Raw genomic sequence first — 16,321 nt, forward strand, 5'->3', positions numbered from 1 at the left:
AGTGTATTAGAAAAATTTCTTCTTAAAAATTACTCCAGAGAATCCTCAAATGAAAAGGGTTTAAAGGCAATTGAAGTAAAATCAATGCTTTTGTATTTCGAAATTGGGCTTCTATATTGAACTTAACAAATAAAAAACTGTCTTTTTTAGTGCAATCGTTACCGGCAACGTTGCCAGTTTTATAGATTCGGATATGAGTTATTCTTCAAAATTATACCTATTCCATTACAGAGTAAGTAGGGTCTTCGATGATATTTACATCTATCACATTATTGGCATTATGAAGTAGTTGACGACAATCTGCACTCAAATGACGCAGGCGAACAATCTTATTTAATTTCAGATATCTTTCAGTCAATTTATTTACGGCATCTATAGCACTCATATCCGATATACGACTTTCCTTAAAATCAATAATGATTTCTTGTGGATCGTTTTGAATATCAAACTTTTCCATAAAAGCAGCAGTCGAGCCAAAAAATAATGGACCGTAAATCTCATAGTGTTTTACGCCATTATTGTCTATATACTTACGAGCACGAATACGCTTGGCGCTTTCCCAAGCAAATACCAAAGCCGAGATAATTACGCCAATAAGCACTGCTAATGCCAAATTGTGAAGCCAAATAGTAATAAGTGCCACTAATATTCCTACAACGATATCTGCTTTGGGCATTTTGTTGATGATTTTTAAACTCATCCATTCAAATGTACCAATTGCTACCATCATCATAACACCAGTTAATGCTGCCATTGGTAGAGCTTCGATAATAGGTGATGCAAAAAGAATGATAGATAAAATAGTAAAAGATGCTACAATACCTGAAAGTCGTGCACGCGCTCCTGCAGAAATATTCACTAATGTTTGAGCAATCATAGGACAGCCTCCCATACCAAAGAAAAAGCCGTTGAGAATATTTGCAGCGCCTTGTGCCAATGACTCCCGATTACCATCGCCTTTAGTTTCGGTGATTTCATCTACAACGTTTAGAGTTAATAAACCCTCTGTCAGACCGACGCCACCCATAACCAAACCATAGGGAAAAATGATTTGTAGTGTTTCATACGTAAACGGAACTTGAGGAATATGAAAAGGAGGTAATCCGCCACTTACTGAGGCAATATCTTTTACCGTTTTGGTATCTATATGAAAGAAAAATACAATAAAGCCCACAGTAATAATAGCTACTAAGGACGAAGGAACAGCCTTGGTAAGACGAGGAAATCCTAGTACAATGATAATGGTTAAAGCAACCAAACCTACCATTGTATAAAGTTCAGAACCTGTTAGCCATACCAAATGCCCGTCAATGACTATTTTGAATTGCTCTAACTGAGCCATGAAAATAATAACTGCCAAACCATTCACAAATCCAAACATAACGGGTTGGGGAACAAGTCGAATAAATTTTCCTAAACGAAATATTCCAACAAGTAATTGAAAAACTCCCCCCAAGATAATAGCAGCAAATACATAATCAAGCCCGTGAGAGTTCATTAAGGCAATCAAGACAACGACTGTTGCGCCAGCTCCTCCAGAAATAAGGCCAGGTCTACCTCCAAAAATAGAAGTAACAATACCCATAATAAAAGCACCATACAAACCAACCAAAGGCGGAAGTTTGGCCAAGATAGCGAATGAAAGCGATTCTGGAATCATAGTCATGGCAACTGTCAAACCAGCCAGAATCTCAGTTTTGTAGTCTATCTTTTGTTTAAAATTAAATAATCGTGTCATTGTTAGAGAATAGTCTTTCACCACCGAAGAATAGATGATGTGTTTAATAAAAGCTGTTTAGAAAAGTTTAGATCAATATAAATCCCTGAAGGTGTACAGTAGAATATATCAAAATAAGAAAATTTGGTCAAGGGATGACTCAAGGCGGAGTAAGTTGAATTAGATATTTGATTTTTTTCTCAATCATAGCGTAAAGGTACAAACATACACATAATATGTTTGTACCTTTATTTGAATAATACAATTTATTCATGAGAATATTTTTGTCATATACATGACAAAACAATAGATAATTATATACTTGATAAAACTTCTAATGTTATTCCACTGGCTGTAACATCCTTTTTATTACTTCCAATAAGAGTGGAATCCCCGGGTTTCGATTATCCTTGTTCCAGACTAACGATAATGTCGTGCGCTGAGGAATATTAATTAAATCTAAAAATTCAACATTGAGATTATATCCTTTTTTTAGTGATGATGGTACAATTGCTACACCTAATCCTTCAGATACTAAATTAAAGATACTCAGCGCATTGACGGTTCTTAATGTTACATTTGGAATAAAATCATAGTCCTTGAAAATACTCATCACTAAGTCATAGTAGGAAGTGCTGTATTGCCTAGAAAAAAGAATAAATGACTCATTTTTGAAATCCATTAAATCAATGGGTACCTTACTTTTGAGTGGGTGATTTTTGGGAACAACTAGCGAAAAATGCTCCTTCGAAATCGCTAAGGAATTGATATGCTCATGTGATTCGCCGATGCGAACAAAGCCAAAATCAAGTTCTTTTCGCTGTAGCATTTCTATTTGTATTTCATTACTCAGCTCGTTGAGTGTAATATCTATCAAAGGTTGCTTGTGCTTTAGTTCAACCAATAATTGTGGCAATATTGTTTGTACAGCCGAACCGATAAAACCAAGTTTTAAAGAAGTTATTTTCCCCTCTGCAATTTTTTCAACCTGCGATTGAATATTATCTATTTGTGTAAAAAGCAAATCTACTTCTTGTTTCAGATACGCTCCAGCGGGTGTTAATTCTACAAATCGCTTGCCTCTTTCAAACAAAGTGGCGTGATAGATTTCTTCCATTTGCTTGATTTGTCGAGTAAGTCCTGGCTGTGAAATACACAGTCGTTCAGCGGCTTTCCGAAAATGTAATTCCTCTGCTAATATCTTAAAATAAAGAAGATGACGAAGTTCTATTTGATAATTCATAGTTATCAATTATTGACAAAATTGGTATTTCTAATTATTAAAGATAGAATATACATTTGTGAAAGACTAAAATCTATGGAACATTTTCACTACGGAGACGATTTTTTGAAGAGCTCCACCGCATTACATATTGCCCAAGGTAAAGTAAAGGGTATTTTGAATGATTCTACAAAAGAACGAATCATTCAAAGCGCTGATTATGTGGCAACTATTGTCGAATCAGGAAAGGTTGTTTACGGAATCAACACAGGGTTTGGCTCCTTATGTACCACAATTATCAATCCCAAAGATACATGTCAGTTACAAGAAAATATCTTAAAAAGTCATGCTGTAGGCGTTGGCGAGCCCATCGAAGAATCCTTGTCCAAATTGATGCTGATTTTAAAAGTTCATGCCCTAAGTAAAGGCTTTTCAGGAGTACAACTTAGCACCATTGAGCGGATTATTTGGCATATCGAAAACGACGTAATTCCTGTCGTACCCAAACAAGGGTCTGTCGGAGCTTCGGGTGATTTGGCGCCTTTATCACACTTGTTTTTGCCTTTAATTGGTCTGGGAAAAGTATTTTTTAACGGAAAAATTCAAGATACAGCGTCTGTCCTTCAACAATTTGGAATAGAACGAATAACACTGCATGCCAAGGAGGGTTTAGCGCTGATTAATGGCACTCAATTTATGGCAGCTCATGGTATAAAAGCAGTTGTTGAAATGAATCGCTTGATGGATAACGCCGATTTGATTGCAACGCTTATGGTGGAAGGTCTAAACGGTTCGATGAAACCTTTTTTCCAAGAAATTCATCAATTACGACCTTACAAAGGAAATATTTTTGTAGCCAGTACGGTCTATAATCTCCTCCAAGGCTCTTCTATTGTGGCTTCGCATGCCCATTGCTCTCGTGTACAAGACCCTTATTCTTTGCGCTGTATTCCGCAAATTCATGGCGCATCACGAAATGCGTGGTTGCATCTCAAGGAAGTTATTGAAATAGAGATTAATTCGGTAACTGATAATCCTATTGTCATTAATGATGAACTGACCATCAGTGGGGGCAATTTTCATGGTCAACCTATTGCTATGCCAATGGACTACGCTACGCTAGCAAGTTCTGAATTAGGAAATGTCTCTGATCGACGCGTATATCTATCTCTGGAGGGCGCAACCAATGGCGTACCTAGACTATTGATGAAAGATACAGGGCTCAATTCGGGTTTTATGATTTTGCAATATACAACCGCTGCGTTGGCAAGCGAAAATAAAAGTCTGTGTTTCCCTGCCAGTGCAGATAGTATTCCTACATCGATGGGACAAGAAGACCATGTGAGTATGGGCTCTATTTCTGGTAGAAAACTTTTGCAAGTTATTGACAACGTCGATAAAATCATAGGTATAGAGTTACTCTGTGCAGCACAAGCCAAAGATTTTCATACGCCTCTGACTTCCACCCCTATCATCGAAGCTATTCATGGGCATATTCGCCAGTCCATTCCACATATTGAAGAAGACCAACCTATGCAGGAGCTTTTAGACAAGGCTTTAGTATTGATAAAATCAGGCGTTTTGGTTGAAGTGGCAAAACAAACCGCACAAAAACAGCAAATCGAGTTTTGGGGTACAGGGGTTGAACATTTTGAAAACTTCTAAGCAAATGGATAATACTTTTTTAATAGGATCTTTCAAGCAATTATTGACTTTGCAAAACCTCCCGATCAAAGGAGCGTTGAGGGATGATGATTTGGAAATACTAGATAACGGAGGTTTGTATATAAAAAATGGTTTGATTGAAGAAGTAGGTAATTGGGGTGTATTAAATCAAATGCTTTCTCCAGATATTCAAAGAGTTGATATTGATGAAAATAGCATTTGCTTACCGTCTTATATCGACTGTCATACACATATTGCTTTTGGAGGAAATCGAGCCAATGATTTTGCCATGCGCAATGCAGGTCGTTCTTATTTAGAAATTGCCGAATCGGGAGGTGGTATTTGGAGTACCGTTCAGCATACACGTGCTTGTTCGCAAGAAGAACAAGAAGAATTAATTCTTGAAAGAGCGTACCAGCTATTACAACAAGGAATTACCACCATCGAGGTAAAAAGTGGTTATGGATTAAGTATCGAAGAAGAACTCAAAACGCTACGGGCTATTCAAAAAGCCCATCAACATTCTAGTGTCGATCTGATAGCTACTTGTTTGTCGGCACACATTAAGCCTAAAGATTTTGATGGTACTTCTGAGCAGTATTTACAGAAAATCGCTCACGAGTTGTTTCCCATTTTACAAGCTGAAAATCTTTGTCATAGAATAGATGCTTTTGTAGAAAAAAGCGCCTTTTCGGCTCAAGAGATTTTACCCTATTTACAAAAAGCCCAAGCACTTGGTTTTGACATAACCATTCATGCCGACCAGTTTACAACCTCTGGTTCGCAAGTTGCCATCAACCTAGGAGCATTGTCAGCCGACCATCTTGAAGCCTCAGGATACATTGAAATACAAAACCTTGCCAACTCCAATGTCGTAGCAGTTGCATTGCCCGCAGCGTCGTTGGGATTAGGCTGTGATTTTACCCCTGCTAGAAAACTACTTGACGCAGGTGCGTCGCTAGCCATTGCGACAGACTGGAATCCTGGTTCGGCACCAATGGGGCAGCTAATAACTTCGGCAAGTATTTTCGCAACGATGCAAAAACTTAGCAATGCTGAAATTTTGGCAGGAATTACTTTTCGTGCAGCCAAAGCATTAGGATTGGCGGATAGAGGTAGATTACAAAAAGGGTATCTCGCTGATTTTGTCTTGTATCAAACCAATCACTATCAACAAATTATCTACCAACAAGGGCGTTTACAGCCTTCTGAGGTATGGAAAAATGGTCAAAGAATTTTCAATAAATAAAGTAGTTTTTTCTGATATACTAATAAAATACTTTTTCAAATGACTGATTTTCAAAGACATATTCTTCAAGGTATTCCATCTACATTACCTCCCAAGGCAGTTTATGACCCTTCAGTGAGTCATGCGCCTAAGCGTAAAAGTATTTTGACAAAGGAGGAAGAAAAACTGGCTATTCGCAATGCACTTCGTTATTTTCCGAAAGATTGGCATATCGAACTAGCCACAGAATTTTTGGAAGAATTACGTAGCTATGGACGAATTTATATGTATCGATTTCGTCCTCAATATTCCATGTATGCTCGTCCGATAGAAGAATATCCTGCTCAATCTCAGCAAGCAGCGGCTATCATGTTGATGATTCAAAATAATCTCAACCCTGCGGTAGCACAACATCCGCATGAGCTTATTACTTATGGTGGCAATGGGGCTGTTTTTCAAAACTGGGCGCAATATTTACTGACCATGCAGTATCTGTCCACCATGACCGACGAACAAACCCTACATATTTACAGCGGGCACCCAATGGGTCTTTTCCCTTCATCTCAAAATGCCCCTAGAGTTGTAGTAACCAATGGCATGATGATTCCCAATTACTCAAAACCTGACGATTGGGAAAGGTTTAATGCCTTGGGTGTAACGCAATATGGGCAAATGACCGCTGGTTCGTATATGTATATCGGTCCGCAGGGAATTGTTCACGGCACAACGATTACGGTCATGAATGCGTTTCGTAAAACACTTCCCAAAGGGGAACATCCCCGAGGAAAAGTTTTTGTAACTTCAGGTTTAGGCGGTATGAGTGGCGCACAACCCAAGGCTGGCAATATTGCGGGGTGCATTACTGTTTGTGCTGAGGTAAATGCAGTTGCAGCCCATAAAAGACATCAACAAGGTTGGGTAGATGAACTCATCGACAATATGCCCTCCCTCCTATCTCGTACCAAACAAGCCATTGAACAACAAGAAGTTGTATCCATTGCCTATGTTGGAAATATTGTAGAAGTATGGGAATCTTTCTACGAAAACGATATTTTTATTACCCTCGGTTCTGACCAAACTTCTTTACACAATCCTTGGTCGGGCGGTTATTATCCAGCAGGATTATCATTTGAAGCAGCAAACAAAATGATTGCTGAAAGTCCTGATATTTTTGTTAAAAAAGTAAAAGAGTCACTTGTTAGACACGTAAAAGCTATTAATAAACACACAGAGCGAGGAACCTATTTCTTTGATTATGGTAATGCTTTTTTGTTAGAAAGTAGTCGAGCTGAAGCTGACATTTGGGCAACAGATGATATTAGTTTTAAATATCCTTCCTATGTACAAGACATTTTAGGCCCCATGTGCTTTGATTATGGCTTTGGTCCTTTCAGATGGGTATGTACCTCTGGAAAAGAAGAAGATTTACTAACAACAGACCAGATTGCGCTACAAGTATTGACCCAGTTGCGTAAAGAAGCTCCTGAAGAAATCACCCAACAAATGGATGATAATATCAAATGGATTACTGAAGCTGCCAAAAACAAATTAGTGGTCGGCTCGCAAGCCAGAATTTTGTATGCCGATGCCATAGGTCGAATCTCTATTGCCCAAGCATTTAACCAAGCTGTAAAAGATGGTATTCTGAGCGCACCAGTGGTATTAGGTCGCGACCATCATGATGTAAGTGGAACCGATTCGCCCTACAGAGAGACCAGCAATATTTATGATGGTAGTAGATTTACAGCAGATATGGCGATTCATAATGTGATTGGAGACAGCTTTCGGGGTGCTACTTGGGTTTCTATTCACAACGGTGGTGGCGTTGGTTGGGGCGAAGTTATCAATGGAGGTTTTGGAATGCTGTTGGATGGCTCAGAAAAGTCTGCTGAAAATCTACGAAAGATGCTATTCTTCGATGTTAATAATGGTATTGCTCGCAGAGCATGGGCACGCAATAAAGAAGCCATGCAAGCCCTTGAAACAGAGCTTGCTCGTACTTCTTCACTCAAAGTAACAAGAGCCAATTTGGTAGATGATGAGGTAATCAATCACCTTTTCGAGTAGCGACTTGACATTTCCTACCATTTTTTATTTACTCTTTCCCATAGATTATGGACATTTTTCATATCATAAACCCCACAGCACCAGTCGTACCAATGATCATAAGCTGTCCGCATGTGGGAGCTTATATTCCTGATTCTATTCAAACAAAGCTAAACCCTGAAGTATTATCTCATTTGGATGATACCGATTGGTTTGTGCATCAATTATATGATTTTGCGCCAGCGTTGGGCATCACAACAGTTGTTGCTACACATCATCGATGGGTCGTAGACCTCAACCGTGACCCTAACAATCAGGCTTTGTATAACGATGGTCGAGTCATAACGGGCGTAGCTCCTACCACAGATTTTAATGGAAATCGTTTATACCAAGCTAATCAAGAGCCTAATAATAACGAAATACAAAAACGAATAGAACAATACTTTATCCCTTATCATCAGAAATTAGAGGCGCTTTTACAGCAACTAAAAAACCAATTTGGTCATGTTCTATTGCTTGATGCCCATTCTATCCGAAAACAAGTATTAGGTATTCAGTCTTCGCCATTTCCCGATTTAATTTTGGGAAATAACGATTCTCTAACTTCTACTTTGGCTTTGGATGTGTCGGCACAAACCATTTTGTCGAGCAGCGATTATTGTTTTTCTTATAATCATCCTTTTAAAGGTGGTTACATTACAAGAAGTTTTGGAAAACCAGTGCAAGGCTTTTATGCTCTTCAATTAGAAATGGCCAAAACAAATTATATGGATGACTCCGAAACAATATATGACGAAGCTCGTGCAGACAAAATCAAAGTACTTTTAAAAACCCTTTGTGAACAACTTTTGGAACAATTGAAATAATGAATCATTTATGAAAATCCAAAAATATCTATTCAAAGCCCTTCTCACTCCAGAAGGTTGGTTAGAACAGGCAGTCGTAACAGTTGATTCGTTAGGAAAAATAGAATCAATCAAAGAATATATCGCTGATGAAACCATTGATGAACGTGTAGAAGGATATGCTTTACCTAGTTTCCAAAATGCACATTCTCATGCTTTTCAATATGCCATGGCGGGTTTGGCAGAGTATCATGAAGGGCAAACAGATGATTTTTGGAGTTGGCGCAATGCCATGTATGATTTGGCTCTGCGTGTTTCGCCAGAACAACTCGAAGCCATTGCGACACAACTATATGCTCAAATGGCTTGCATGGGCTATACCGCTGTAGCCGAGTTTCATTATTTACATCATCAACACAACGGGAAACCTTTTGAAAACACTTCAGAAATGGGGCAAAGTCTTATGCGAGCAGCTCAGCGAGCGGGACTTCATTTGACTTTAATACCGATTCTGTATCAACAAGGCGGTATTCATCAGCCTCCAAATGAAAAACAAAGGCGGTTTATTCATGCAGAGATAGAAGATTTTTTTACCCTAATCGAATCTTCCAAACAAGCATCATCAACATTCGAAAGAGTGAATATTGGCATTGGTGCCCACTCAATTCGGGCGGTTAATCTAGAAAATTTAAGAAGGCTTGTCGCCTATCGTTTGCCTAATCAAGCATTTCATATTCATATTGCCGAACAGCTCAAAGAAGTAGAAGATGCACAAAGAAACCTAAAGCAGCGACCCGTAGAATGGCTTTTTTCAAATATCGAAATAGACCAGCATTTTCATTTAGTACATGCTACCCATATTACAGCAAAAGAAATGGAGATGATTTTGACCTCACGTGCCAACGTCGTGATTTGTCCCTCTACAGAAGCCAATTTAGGAGATGGCATTTTTCCTTTTAATGCTTTTTATGCTAAAAATGGGAATTGGAGCATCGGTACTGATAGCCATATTGGGCTCAATCATTTAGAAGAATTACGTTGGCTCGATTACGGACAAAGACTTATCCATCACCAACGCACTTCCTTTATTCATCAAGTTCAGCCAGATGGTGCACAAAATGCTTTAATAAGTAGCTGGAAAGGCGGAAGAAATGCGATGGGTTTATCTTCAGCACATTTTTTTGAAATAGGGGATTATTTCGATGCCGTCGTGATAGATACCTCTGAGCCTTTAGTTGCTACTACCTCTTTGAAGCATCTTTGTAATACTGTACTTTATGCTCAAAACCAAAGTATGATTTACGGGACCATTTCGGCAGGAAAATGGATTGTAAAGCAAGGAAAGCACCAACATGCAGAATCTATTAAAAAGAATTTTGTTGAGACTATTCATAAAATGGCTAATCGTTGACACTGTTTATCTCAAAAAAATATTGCTCGAATAAAGAATCAATGTGAACAATTCTTCTTTCGAGCAATATTTTTGTTGGCTTAACAAATGTTCATCAAAAACTAAGTATAAATACCCTATCTATTTCCTTTATTATTATATTTCCAATAAAAGGTAATAGATTTAAGAAATATTTACCTTTTCTCGTTAGATAAACATATACTTCTCTTCCAATTAACCACATTATTAATATCTTATTTAGCCTTATTATAAATGAGTCAATTGTTGTTATTGGATAGTTATAGCTCAGATACTGGTGATTTAACCGTTTTTGAAAAAATCTTTCCCGAACACATCAAAAGAGTGTGTTTTATTCAAGGAAATGACAATATCACTTATGGGGGATATCGTCATAAATCCACCAAACTAGCGTTGGTTTGCCTTTCTGGAAACTGTCGTGTCAATTGCAAAAACAGCTCTGTTCAGGAAGAGTTCGTGTTAGATACAGCTCAAAAGTGTCTTCTTTTAGGACCAGAAGATTGGTTTTCTATTGATTATTTTTCTAATGATGCCAAACTTCTCATTATAGCAAATCAACCATATTGTATCGAAGAGTTGGTTCATGAGCCTTGTTAAAAAGACTTCATATCCACGACAAAGCGATATTTGATGTCTCCTTTTTCAAGACGCTCAAAAGCCTCATTGATTTGCGATACACCTATCAGTTCAATAGTTGTACTCATGTTTGTTATTTTTATTTTATGTCAAAATGAATTGTTACATCACTATTTCCCAGAGCTGAAGTAAGTCCAGAGGTATCAATGATACTACCGAGTTTGGTATAGCTGTAGGTAGTTGATAAAGGTTTGTAAAAAAGTACTAATGTGTTGGCACCATACAGCATCAAATCACCTGTATAAATGCGAGAGGGAACCGTTGGAGTAATAGGCAGGCTTTTAGGAAGACTAGCATATTTTTCATTGGTATTAAGCTCTGTCATCTTCAAGGTCAAAGGCAATAGCGCTCTAAATACTTTTGCTGTTTCATTATTCAAAAGAACAGCTGTAAATGATTGATTACCAATCTTCACCACAATACTATCTTCTTTCATACTAATTGAATCTTTGGGAGCTTCTTCTAAAACGATACTCTTATTTGGTAGTGTAGCACTTTTCTCACACGCAATACTACCTGCCAAGATGCCTCCTATCAGTACAATTTGCTTTATCATGATAAGTACGACTAAGAAACCTCCTGATTTACCACAGCATACTCCTCTGTTGTTACTGGCTGAAGCCATGTTACTTGTACACCTTCTTTAAAGTTGGTAATAGCAATATGCGTCATTGCTGAACTGTTTGAAGCACCATGCCAGTGTTCAATATTTTCAGGGATATTCACAACATCTCCTTTGGTAATTTTACGAGCAGGATTTCCCTTTTCTTGATAAAATCCTTCTCCTTCGATAACTATAAGCACTTGTCCTTTGGGATGCGTATGCCAGTTGGTCCTAGCGCCAACTTTGAAAGTTACACTCCCTGCCGAAAATTCGTTGTTATGGTCTTGCCCAACCAATAGAGTTAAAAATGCTTCCCCTGTAAACCAGTCCTGTGGTAATGGTTGTCCCAAGGGAAAGAGGCTATTTTCTGCTGACATTTTTGTAGATGTTTTCGTGAAAGATATTTGCAAAGGTAGGTTGAGAAGCACCCAACTATTTTATAAAAAATACGGTTTTCATCACCAATTTTACCGAAATATTTTCTCCTTATTGACTAGCAAATTAATCGTAAAATTATTGTTCAAAGCTTTTAATTACCCTCGCAGGAACTCCTGCTACCACGGTATTGTCGGGAACGTCTTTACTCACGACTGCTCCAGCAGCAACAACAGCGTTTTCGCCAACCGTTACGCCAGGTAAAATAGTTGCCGCAGCCCCAATCCAAGCATTTTTCTTGATATGTACCTTTCCTAATACCAATGCTTTTCGTTCACTCGGATGTAGTGGATGGCTTTCTGAAATAAGGCTTACTTTAGGAGCAATCATGACGTCATCTTCGATAATAATACCTCCTAAATCCAGAAAAGTACAATCGTGATTGATAAAAACATTTTTCCCTAGCTGGATAAACCCTCCAAAATTGGTATGAAAAGGAACAAACGCAGTGGTGCTCTCATCTATGTTTGTTCCTATAATTTGAGAAAGTATTTCTCTTGCTTGTTGTATATCAGTGGCGGTATTTAGTTTTGCAGACAATTGCATCGTTTGCGATACTTTCTCCATGATTTTAGGATATTCTGGATCATGAAAAAAAATTGTCTCGCCTGCGAGCATTCTTGTGAAAATATCGTTTGAGGGTGTATTCATTTTTAGAAGAGTTTGTTAATAAGAGATAGGCTGTAAGTATCAATGATGAATCGTGAGTTAGGACTGTACGAAGGATTTCAAACTATTGCGGATTTGGGATTTCTGATTTCGGAAATGAAGCAAAATACTTTTATTTTTTATAAAATATGGAAGCTTACACTTCCAAAATCCAACATCCGATATAAACAGTTTTTATAATCCTTCGTACAACCCTAACCCCCAATTTATCATTAGTATATTGTAATAGCTTGACGAATAACAGCTCCTAAACTAATGCCTAACAACTTACCACTATTTCGCACTAGCTTAGATTATCTATGTCAAAAGGCATTTTACGCACACGGATACCTGTTGCCGCAAAAATCGCATTAGCCAGTGCTGGTGCTACAGGAGGCAGACCCGGTTCTCCAACACCTTTGATTGTTTTGCCACCTTCTGCCAAGATATGTACCTCTATTTGGGGAACTTCGTTGATTCTTAGTACAGGGTTATCATGAAAATTGCTTTGTTCTGTTTTCCCTTCTGCAAAGGATATTCCGTTTTTGATAGCGGCAGTAATACCCATTATCACAGCTCCTTCCATTTGGGCTTTTACGGTATCTGGATTTACTACAGTTCCTAAATCTATCACAACATAGACTTTATCAATCTTTACAGCCTTGTTTGACAGTTTTGTTACCTCTACAACATGCCCGCCCAAACCTGCAAAAAACTCCCATTGAGCTATACCGCGTCCTTTTCCTTTAGGAAGAGGTTTTTCCCATTTGGATACTTCTTTTAATTTGAGTAATAAACGTTTAGTATCTGACTCTTTGGTCAACATTTCTAACCTAAATGCCAAAGGATCTTTACCAGCTGTGTGTGCCAGTTCGTCAATAAAGCACTCATGTGAAAAAGCCAACGTTGAGCTAGTTACCGAACGCCACCAAAAAATAGGAACATGAATATCTGAATACACGAAAGTGTTTTTCATATTCGGAATTTCATATTGCTGATGACTAATGCCTTCAGTCATATTTTGGTCAAGTTTCGTTTTGTCATGATTTGGGTCTAAAAATGACATAATGGTTGGTGAAATAACTTTATGCTGAAAAGCCACCAATTTACCATCTTCCGAAATTGCTCCTTTCATGGCCGAGAAGGTAGGCGGACGGTAAGGGCCAAACTGTGTATCATCTTCTCTTGTCCAAATGAGCTTGACAGGCTTTTGAATAGATTTAGATAAATTGACCGCCTCAATAATAAAATCGATAGCTAATCTACGTCCAAAACCACCACCGCTCAGTTGGCTATGCAAGGTAACTTGCTCTTCTTTTAACCCATATCTACCTGTCAAATCTCGTATAATATCAGAAGGCACTTGCGTTGATACCCAAATTTCCAAGGTATTGTTCTCTTTCCAATGTGCCGTACAATTCATTGCCTCCATCGGTGAGTGCGATACAAAAGGGGTTTCGTAGAAAGCCTCTAGTTTTTTAGAAGTGTTTTGATAGGTCTCATCAAACTTTCCCACATTTGCGTCCTCTACTCCCTCTTTTTGGGCTAATTGATGCAAAGAGTTAGTATAATCTTTCGAACTAAATGTTTCTTTTCCCTGATAATCCCAAGAAATTTTTAGGGCTTTTCTTCCTTGTAAAGCTGCCCAATAGTTTTTGGCGACAACAGCAACACCTATAGATTTGTAAACGCCAAATATACGTTCTACTTCTATTACCTGCTCCACTCCAGCTATGTTGAGCGTTGCGGTTTTATCAAAACTTTTTAGACTTCCTCCAAAAACAGGACAACGTTCTACCGAGGCATATACCATATTTGGCACTTCTGCGTCTATGCCGAACACTGCTTTTCCTGTTACTTTCAAGGGAACATCCTGACGCTTGATGGATTTGCCAAGTATCTTAAAATCTTTAGCATCTTTCAAAGTTGGATTTTTAGGAACTTCCAATTTTGATGCTGTTTCTACCAATGCTCCATAGGCTATTTTTTTACCTGTTGGTTTATGAAAAACCTGAGCTTTTTCGGCATAACATTCCGTAATAGGTACATTCCATTGCTGACTTGCGGCGGTAATCAGCATTTCGCGTGCAGCAGCTCCCGCTTTGCGCATATCAAAATAACTCGAACGCACCGAAAAGCTACCTCCCGAAAACTGAGCAGGACCAAACTTACTTTCTCCTCCTGTTTGTTGTACAATATATTGCTCTGGAGAAACTTCCAATTCTTCTGCAACCAAGGCTGTAATTGACTGATAGGTACCTTGTCCAATTTCTGGTTTAGAATTAAAAATGGTAATTTTTCCTGTATCCTCGATAATAATGTATGGCGTGAAATTGTAGGGTGTCGATCCTACATCCAGAGATATCACTACCTCTAATTCTTGAGCTTTTGCTGAAGAATTAGAAACACCCAAAATAATTGCCGCTCCCGATAAACCTGCATATCGTAAAAAATCACGGCGCTGAATCTGTTTAGATGACATAGTTGTAAAGTTTAGCGAGTGTTTGAAGGGCGTTTAGTAGTACCTTTTTCTGTTTTCAACTCCTTAGCAGCTGAATGAATAGCCTTACGAATACGCACGTAAGTACCACAACGACAAATATTCCCAGCCATATAAGTATCAATATCTTCATCCGATGGATTAGGATTGGCTTTTAACAAAGCCACAGCCGACATTATCTGACCTGACTGACAATAGCCACATTGAGGCACTTGTTCATCAATCCATGCCTTTTGAACTACTTGGTCGATTTTGGCGGCGTGGAGTCCCTCCGAAACACCTTCGATGGTAATAATCTTACTATTCGTTTTTATGGTAGAAATTGGCGTTTGACAAGAACGAATCGCCTGTCCATCTACGTGAATTGTACACGCCCCGCACAAGCCCATACCACAACCAAACTTAGTACCTTTTAAACCAACATAGTCACGAAGTACCCAAAGCATAGGCGTTTCAGGTTCGGCTTCGACTTTAATCGTTTTGTTGTTGACAGATAATGTGTAAGTTTTCATCTCTTATTTCTGATTAAAGTTTTTACTAAAATTATAACTTAACATTACATTCCACATAAATTGCTTGTTATCTGGAATAGTAGAAGTAAATGTCTGATTTATTGTTGATTGTATAGTAAAAGGACTCTCTTTTTTTGATAAAATCCCTGTTAATGAGAGATATTTACCTGTGTAACCATCTGTATTTAAAAAATAGAAGGATGGCACAAGCTGAAATCTCAAATCACCACCCAATTTTATGTTAGAAATACTGGTATTCAGAAACAAAACTTTGGTTTCTTGTGGCCCGTGCAATTGTAACGAATTTCCTTGCAAGTAAACAGCACTCACACTCCAATTAGGTGTAATTTGATAATTGGGCGCAATTTCATAAGCCAAAAATCTCAACATTTCTGTAATTTCTTGCGATGCAGTGTTATCTGAAACAATTCTTTTTACAAGTGTAAAAGCTGGATGTGCACTTACACGTAAGCTAAATTTTTTTTGTTCGACAAGATGGTATCTCAACCAAAAAATCATTCCTCCTTTGCTGGCATCCGACACTAATCTTATGTCAGGATTGAAGCTAAATCGATTTTTTCTCCACGCAAAATTGGTTACTACCGCTGGCTTATTTAAAGAAAATGTAGGAATAATTGAAAAGCCATTATTGGTCACTCCTACAAAACCACTAAAGGTATTAATCGTTTTGGTACTGTCTTGTTGCCCATAAACAAGCCTACCCATGAGGGCAAATGCCATCAGGGTACATAATTTCATCAAGTTCATTTATATTGTGTTTTTGGATAATGTAAATCAGTTTCAAAATTATACTTTTAAAAGTCTTGTTTTTTT

Annotated in this window: 14 protein-coding genes; 6 read left to right on the plus strand and 8 right to left on the minus strand. The window is 38.1% G+C overall.

Annotated features, from left to right (window positions below; all coding sequences use genetic code 11):
- Window positions 1-217: 217 nt before the first annotated feature.
- Both QM491_RS22315 and QM491_RS22320 read right to left on the minus strand, forming a co-directional pair.
- Window positions 218-1,738 carry a SulP family inorganic anion transporter gene (locus tag QM491_RS22315; RefSeq protein ID WP_283329745.1) on the minus strand — a complete coding sequence of 507 codons (1,521 nt, stop codon included), beginning with the start codon at window positions 1,736-1,738 and terminating at the stop codon, window positions 218-220.
- A 319-nt stretch (window positions 1,739-2,057) separates the two neighbouring features.
- The gene (locus tag QM491_RS22320; protein ID WP_283329746.1) at window positions 2,058-2,960 is read right to left on the minus strand and encodes a LysR family transcriptional regulator; all 903 of its coding nucleotides are present in this window, start codon (window positions 2,958-2,960) and stop codon (window positions 2,058-2,060) included.
- Window positions 2,961-3,035: 75 nt separating this feature from the next.
- On the opposite strand from QM491_RS22320, the gene hutH reads away from it, so the two are divergent.
- The 6 genes from hutH (at window position 3,036) to QM491_RS22350 (ending at window position 10,749) form a co-directional block, all read left to right on the plus strand.
- On the plus strand, window positions 3,036-4,604 hold the full coding sequence (hutH, locus tag QM491_RS22325) for a histidine ammonia-lyase (protein ID WP_283329747.1): 1,569 nt from the start codon (window positions 3,036-3,038) through the stop codon (window positions 4,602-4,604).
- Between the two features lie 4 nt (window positions 4,605-4,608).
- Window positions 4,609-5,853 (plus strand): imidazolonepropionase, encoded by a 1,245-nt coding sequence (gene hutI, locus QM491_RS22330; RefSeq protein ID WP_283329748.1) that lies wholly within the window; start codon window positions 4,609-4,611, stop codon window positions 5,851-5,853.
- 39 nt (window positions 5,854-5,892) lie between these two features.
- Window positions 5,893-7,899, plus strand: a complete 2,007-nt coding sequence (gene hutU, locus QM491_RS22335) for a urocanate hydratase (protein WP_283329749.1) — start codon at window positions 5,893-5,895, stop codon at window positions 7,897-7,899.
- Between the two features lie 47 nt (window positions 7,900-7,946).
- The gene (locus QM491_RS22340; RefSeq protein WP_283329750.1) at window positions 7,947-8,744 is read left to right on the plus strand and encodes an N-formylglutamate amidohydrolase; all 798 of its coding nucleotides are present in this window, start codon (window positions 7,947-7,949) and stop codon (window positions 8,742-8,744) included.
- Window positions 8,745-8,754: 10 nt separating this feature from the next.
- Window positions 8,755-10,134, plus strand: coding sequence for a formimidoylglutamate deiminase (hutF, locus tag QM491_RS22345; protein WP_283329751.1), 1,380 nt, complete (start codon window positions 8,755-8,757; stop codon window positions 10,132-10,134).
- A gap of 252 nt (window positions 10,135-10,386) precedes the next feature.
- Entirely contained in the window at window positions 10,387-10,749 is a 363-nt protein-coding gene (locus QM491_RS22350) for a sugar 3,4-ketoisomerase (RefSeq protein WP_283329752.1), read from the plus strand.
- A gap of 118 nt (window positions 10,750-10,867) precedes the next feature.
- Here QM491_RS22350 and QM491_RS22355 read toward each other — a convergent pair whose 3' ends face one another.
- The 6 genes from QM491_RS22355 to QM491_RS22380 all read right to left on the minus strand — a co-directional run bounded on the left by QM491_RS22355 (window position 10,868) and on the right by QM491_RS22380 (window position 16,255).
- Complete coding sequence (locus QM491_RS22355; protein WP_283329753.1) at window positions 10,868-11,413, minus strand: cyclophilin-like fold protein; 546 nt, start codon at window positions 11,411-11,413, stop codon at window positions 10,868-10,870.
- A complete protein-coding gene (locus QM491_RS22360) occupies window positions 11,356-11,769 on the minus strand; it encodes a (R)-mandelonitrile lyase (protein ID WP_283329754.1) in 414 nt (137 codons plus the stop codon). The genes QM491_RS22355 and QM491_RS22360 overlap by 58 nt, the downstream gene beginning before the upstream one ends.
- A 136-nt stretch (window positions 11,770-11,905) precedes the next feature.
- On the minus strand, window positions 11,906-12,478 hold the full coding sequence (locus QM491_RS22365) for a DapH/DapD/GlmU-related protein (RefSeq protein WP_283329755.1): 573 nt from the start codon (window positions 12,476-12,478) through the stop codon (window positions 11,906-11,908).
- A gap of 301 nt (window positions 12,479-12,779) precedes the next feature.
- Entirely contained in the window at window positions 12,780-14,957 is a 2,178-nt protein-coding gene (locus QM491_RS22370) for a xanthine dehydrogenase family protein molybdopterin-binding subunit (RefSeq protein WP_283329756.1), read from the minus strand.
- 11 nt (window positions 14,958-14,968) lie between these two features.
- On the minus strand, window positions 14,969-15,487 hold the full coding sequence (locus QM491_RS22375) for a (2Fe-2S)-binding protein (RefSeq protein WP_283329757.1): 519 nt from the start codon (window positions 15,485-15,487) through the stop codon (window positions 14,969-14,971).
- A gap of 3 nt (window positions 15,488-15,490) precedes the next feature.
- On the minus strand, window positions 15,491-16,255 hold the full coding sequence (locus QM491_RS22380; protein ID WP_283329758.1) for a hypothetical protein: 765 nt from the start codon (window positions 16,253-16,255) through the stop codon (window positions 15,491-15,493).
- Window positions 16,256-16,321: the final 66 nt, after the last annotated feature.

Source organism: Flectobacillus longus (assembly GCF_030056705.1).
GTDB classification, from domain to species: Bacteria; Bacteroidota; Bacteroidia; order Cytophagales; family Spirosomataceae; genus Flectobacillus; species Flectobacillus longus.

Coding starts and splice junctions, on each gene's coding strand:
- QM491_RS22315 (WP_283329745.1), bottom strand. CDS start 1,738: ATGACACGATTATTTAATTTTAAACAAAAGATAGACTACAAAACTGAG.
- QM491_RS22320 (WP_283329746.1), bottom strand. CDS start 2,960: ATGAATTATCAAATAGAACTTCGTCATCTTCTTTATTTTAAGATATTA.
- hutH (WP_283329747.1), top strand. CDS start 3,036: ATGGAACATTTTCACTACGGAGACGATTTTTTGAAGAGCTCCACCGCA.
- hutI (WP_283329748.1), top strand. CDS start 4,609: ATGGATAATACTTTTTTAATAGGATCTTTCAAGCAATTATTGACTTTG.
- hutU (WP_283329749.1), top strand. CDS start 5,893: ATGACTGATTTTCAAAGACATATTCTTCAAGGTATTCCATCTACATTA.
- QM491_RS22340 (WP_283329750.1), top strand. CDS start 7,947: ATGGACATTTTTCATATCATAAACCCCACAGCACCAGTCGTACCAATG.
- hutF (WP_283329751.1), top strand. CDS start 8,755: ATGAAAATCCAAAAATATCTATTCAAAGCCCTTCTCACTCCAGAAGGT.
- QM491_RS22350 (WP_283329752.1), top strand. CDS start 10,387: ATGAGTCAATTGTTGTTATTGGATAGTTATAGCTCAGATACTGGTGAT.
- QM491_RS22355 (WP_283329753.1), bottom strand. CDS start 11,413: ATGGCTTCAGCCAGTAACAACAGAGGAGTATGCTGTGGTAAATCAGGA.
- QM491_RS22360 (WP_283329754.1), bottom strand. CDS start 11,769: ATGTCAGCAGAAAATAGCCTCTTTCCCTTGGGACAACCATTACCACAG.
- QM491_RS22365 (WP_283329755.1), bottom strand. CDS start 12,478: ATGAATACACCCTCAAACGATATTTTCACAAGAATGCTCGCAGGCGAG.
- QM491_RS22370 (WP_283329756.1), bottom strand. CDS start 14,957: ATGTCATCTAAACAGATTCAGCGCCGTGATTTTTTACGATATGCAGGT.
- QM491_RS22375 (WP_283329757.1), bottom strand. CDS start 15,487: ATGAAAACTTACACATTATCTGTCAACAACAAAACGATTAAAGTCGAA.
- QM491_RS22380 (WP_283329758.1), bottom strand. CDS start 16,255: ATGAACTTGATGAAATTATGTACCCTGATGGCATTTGCCCTCATGGGT.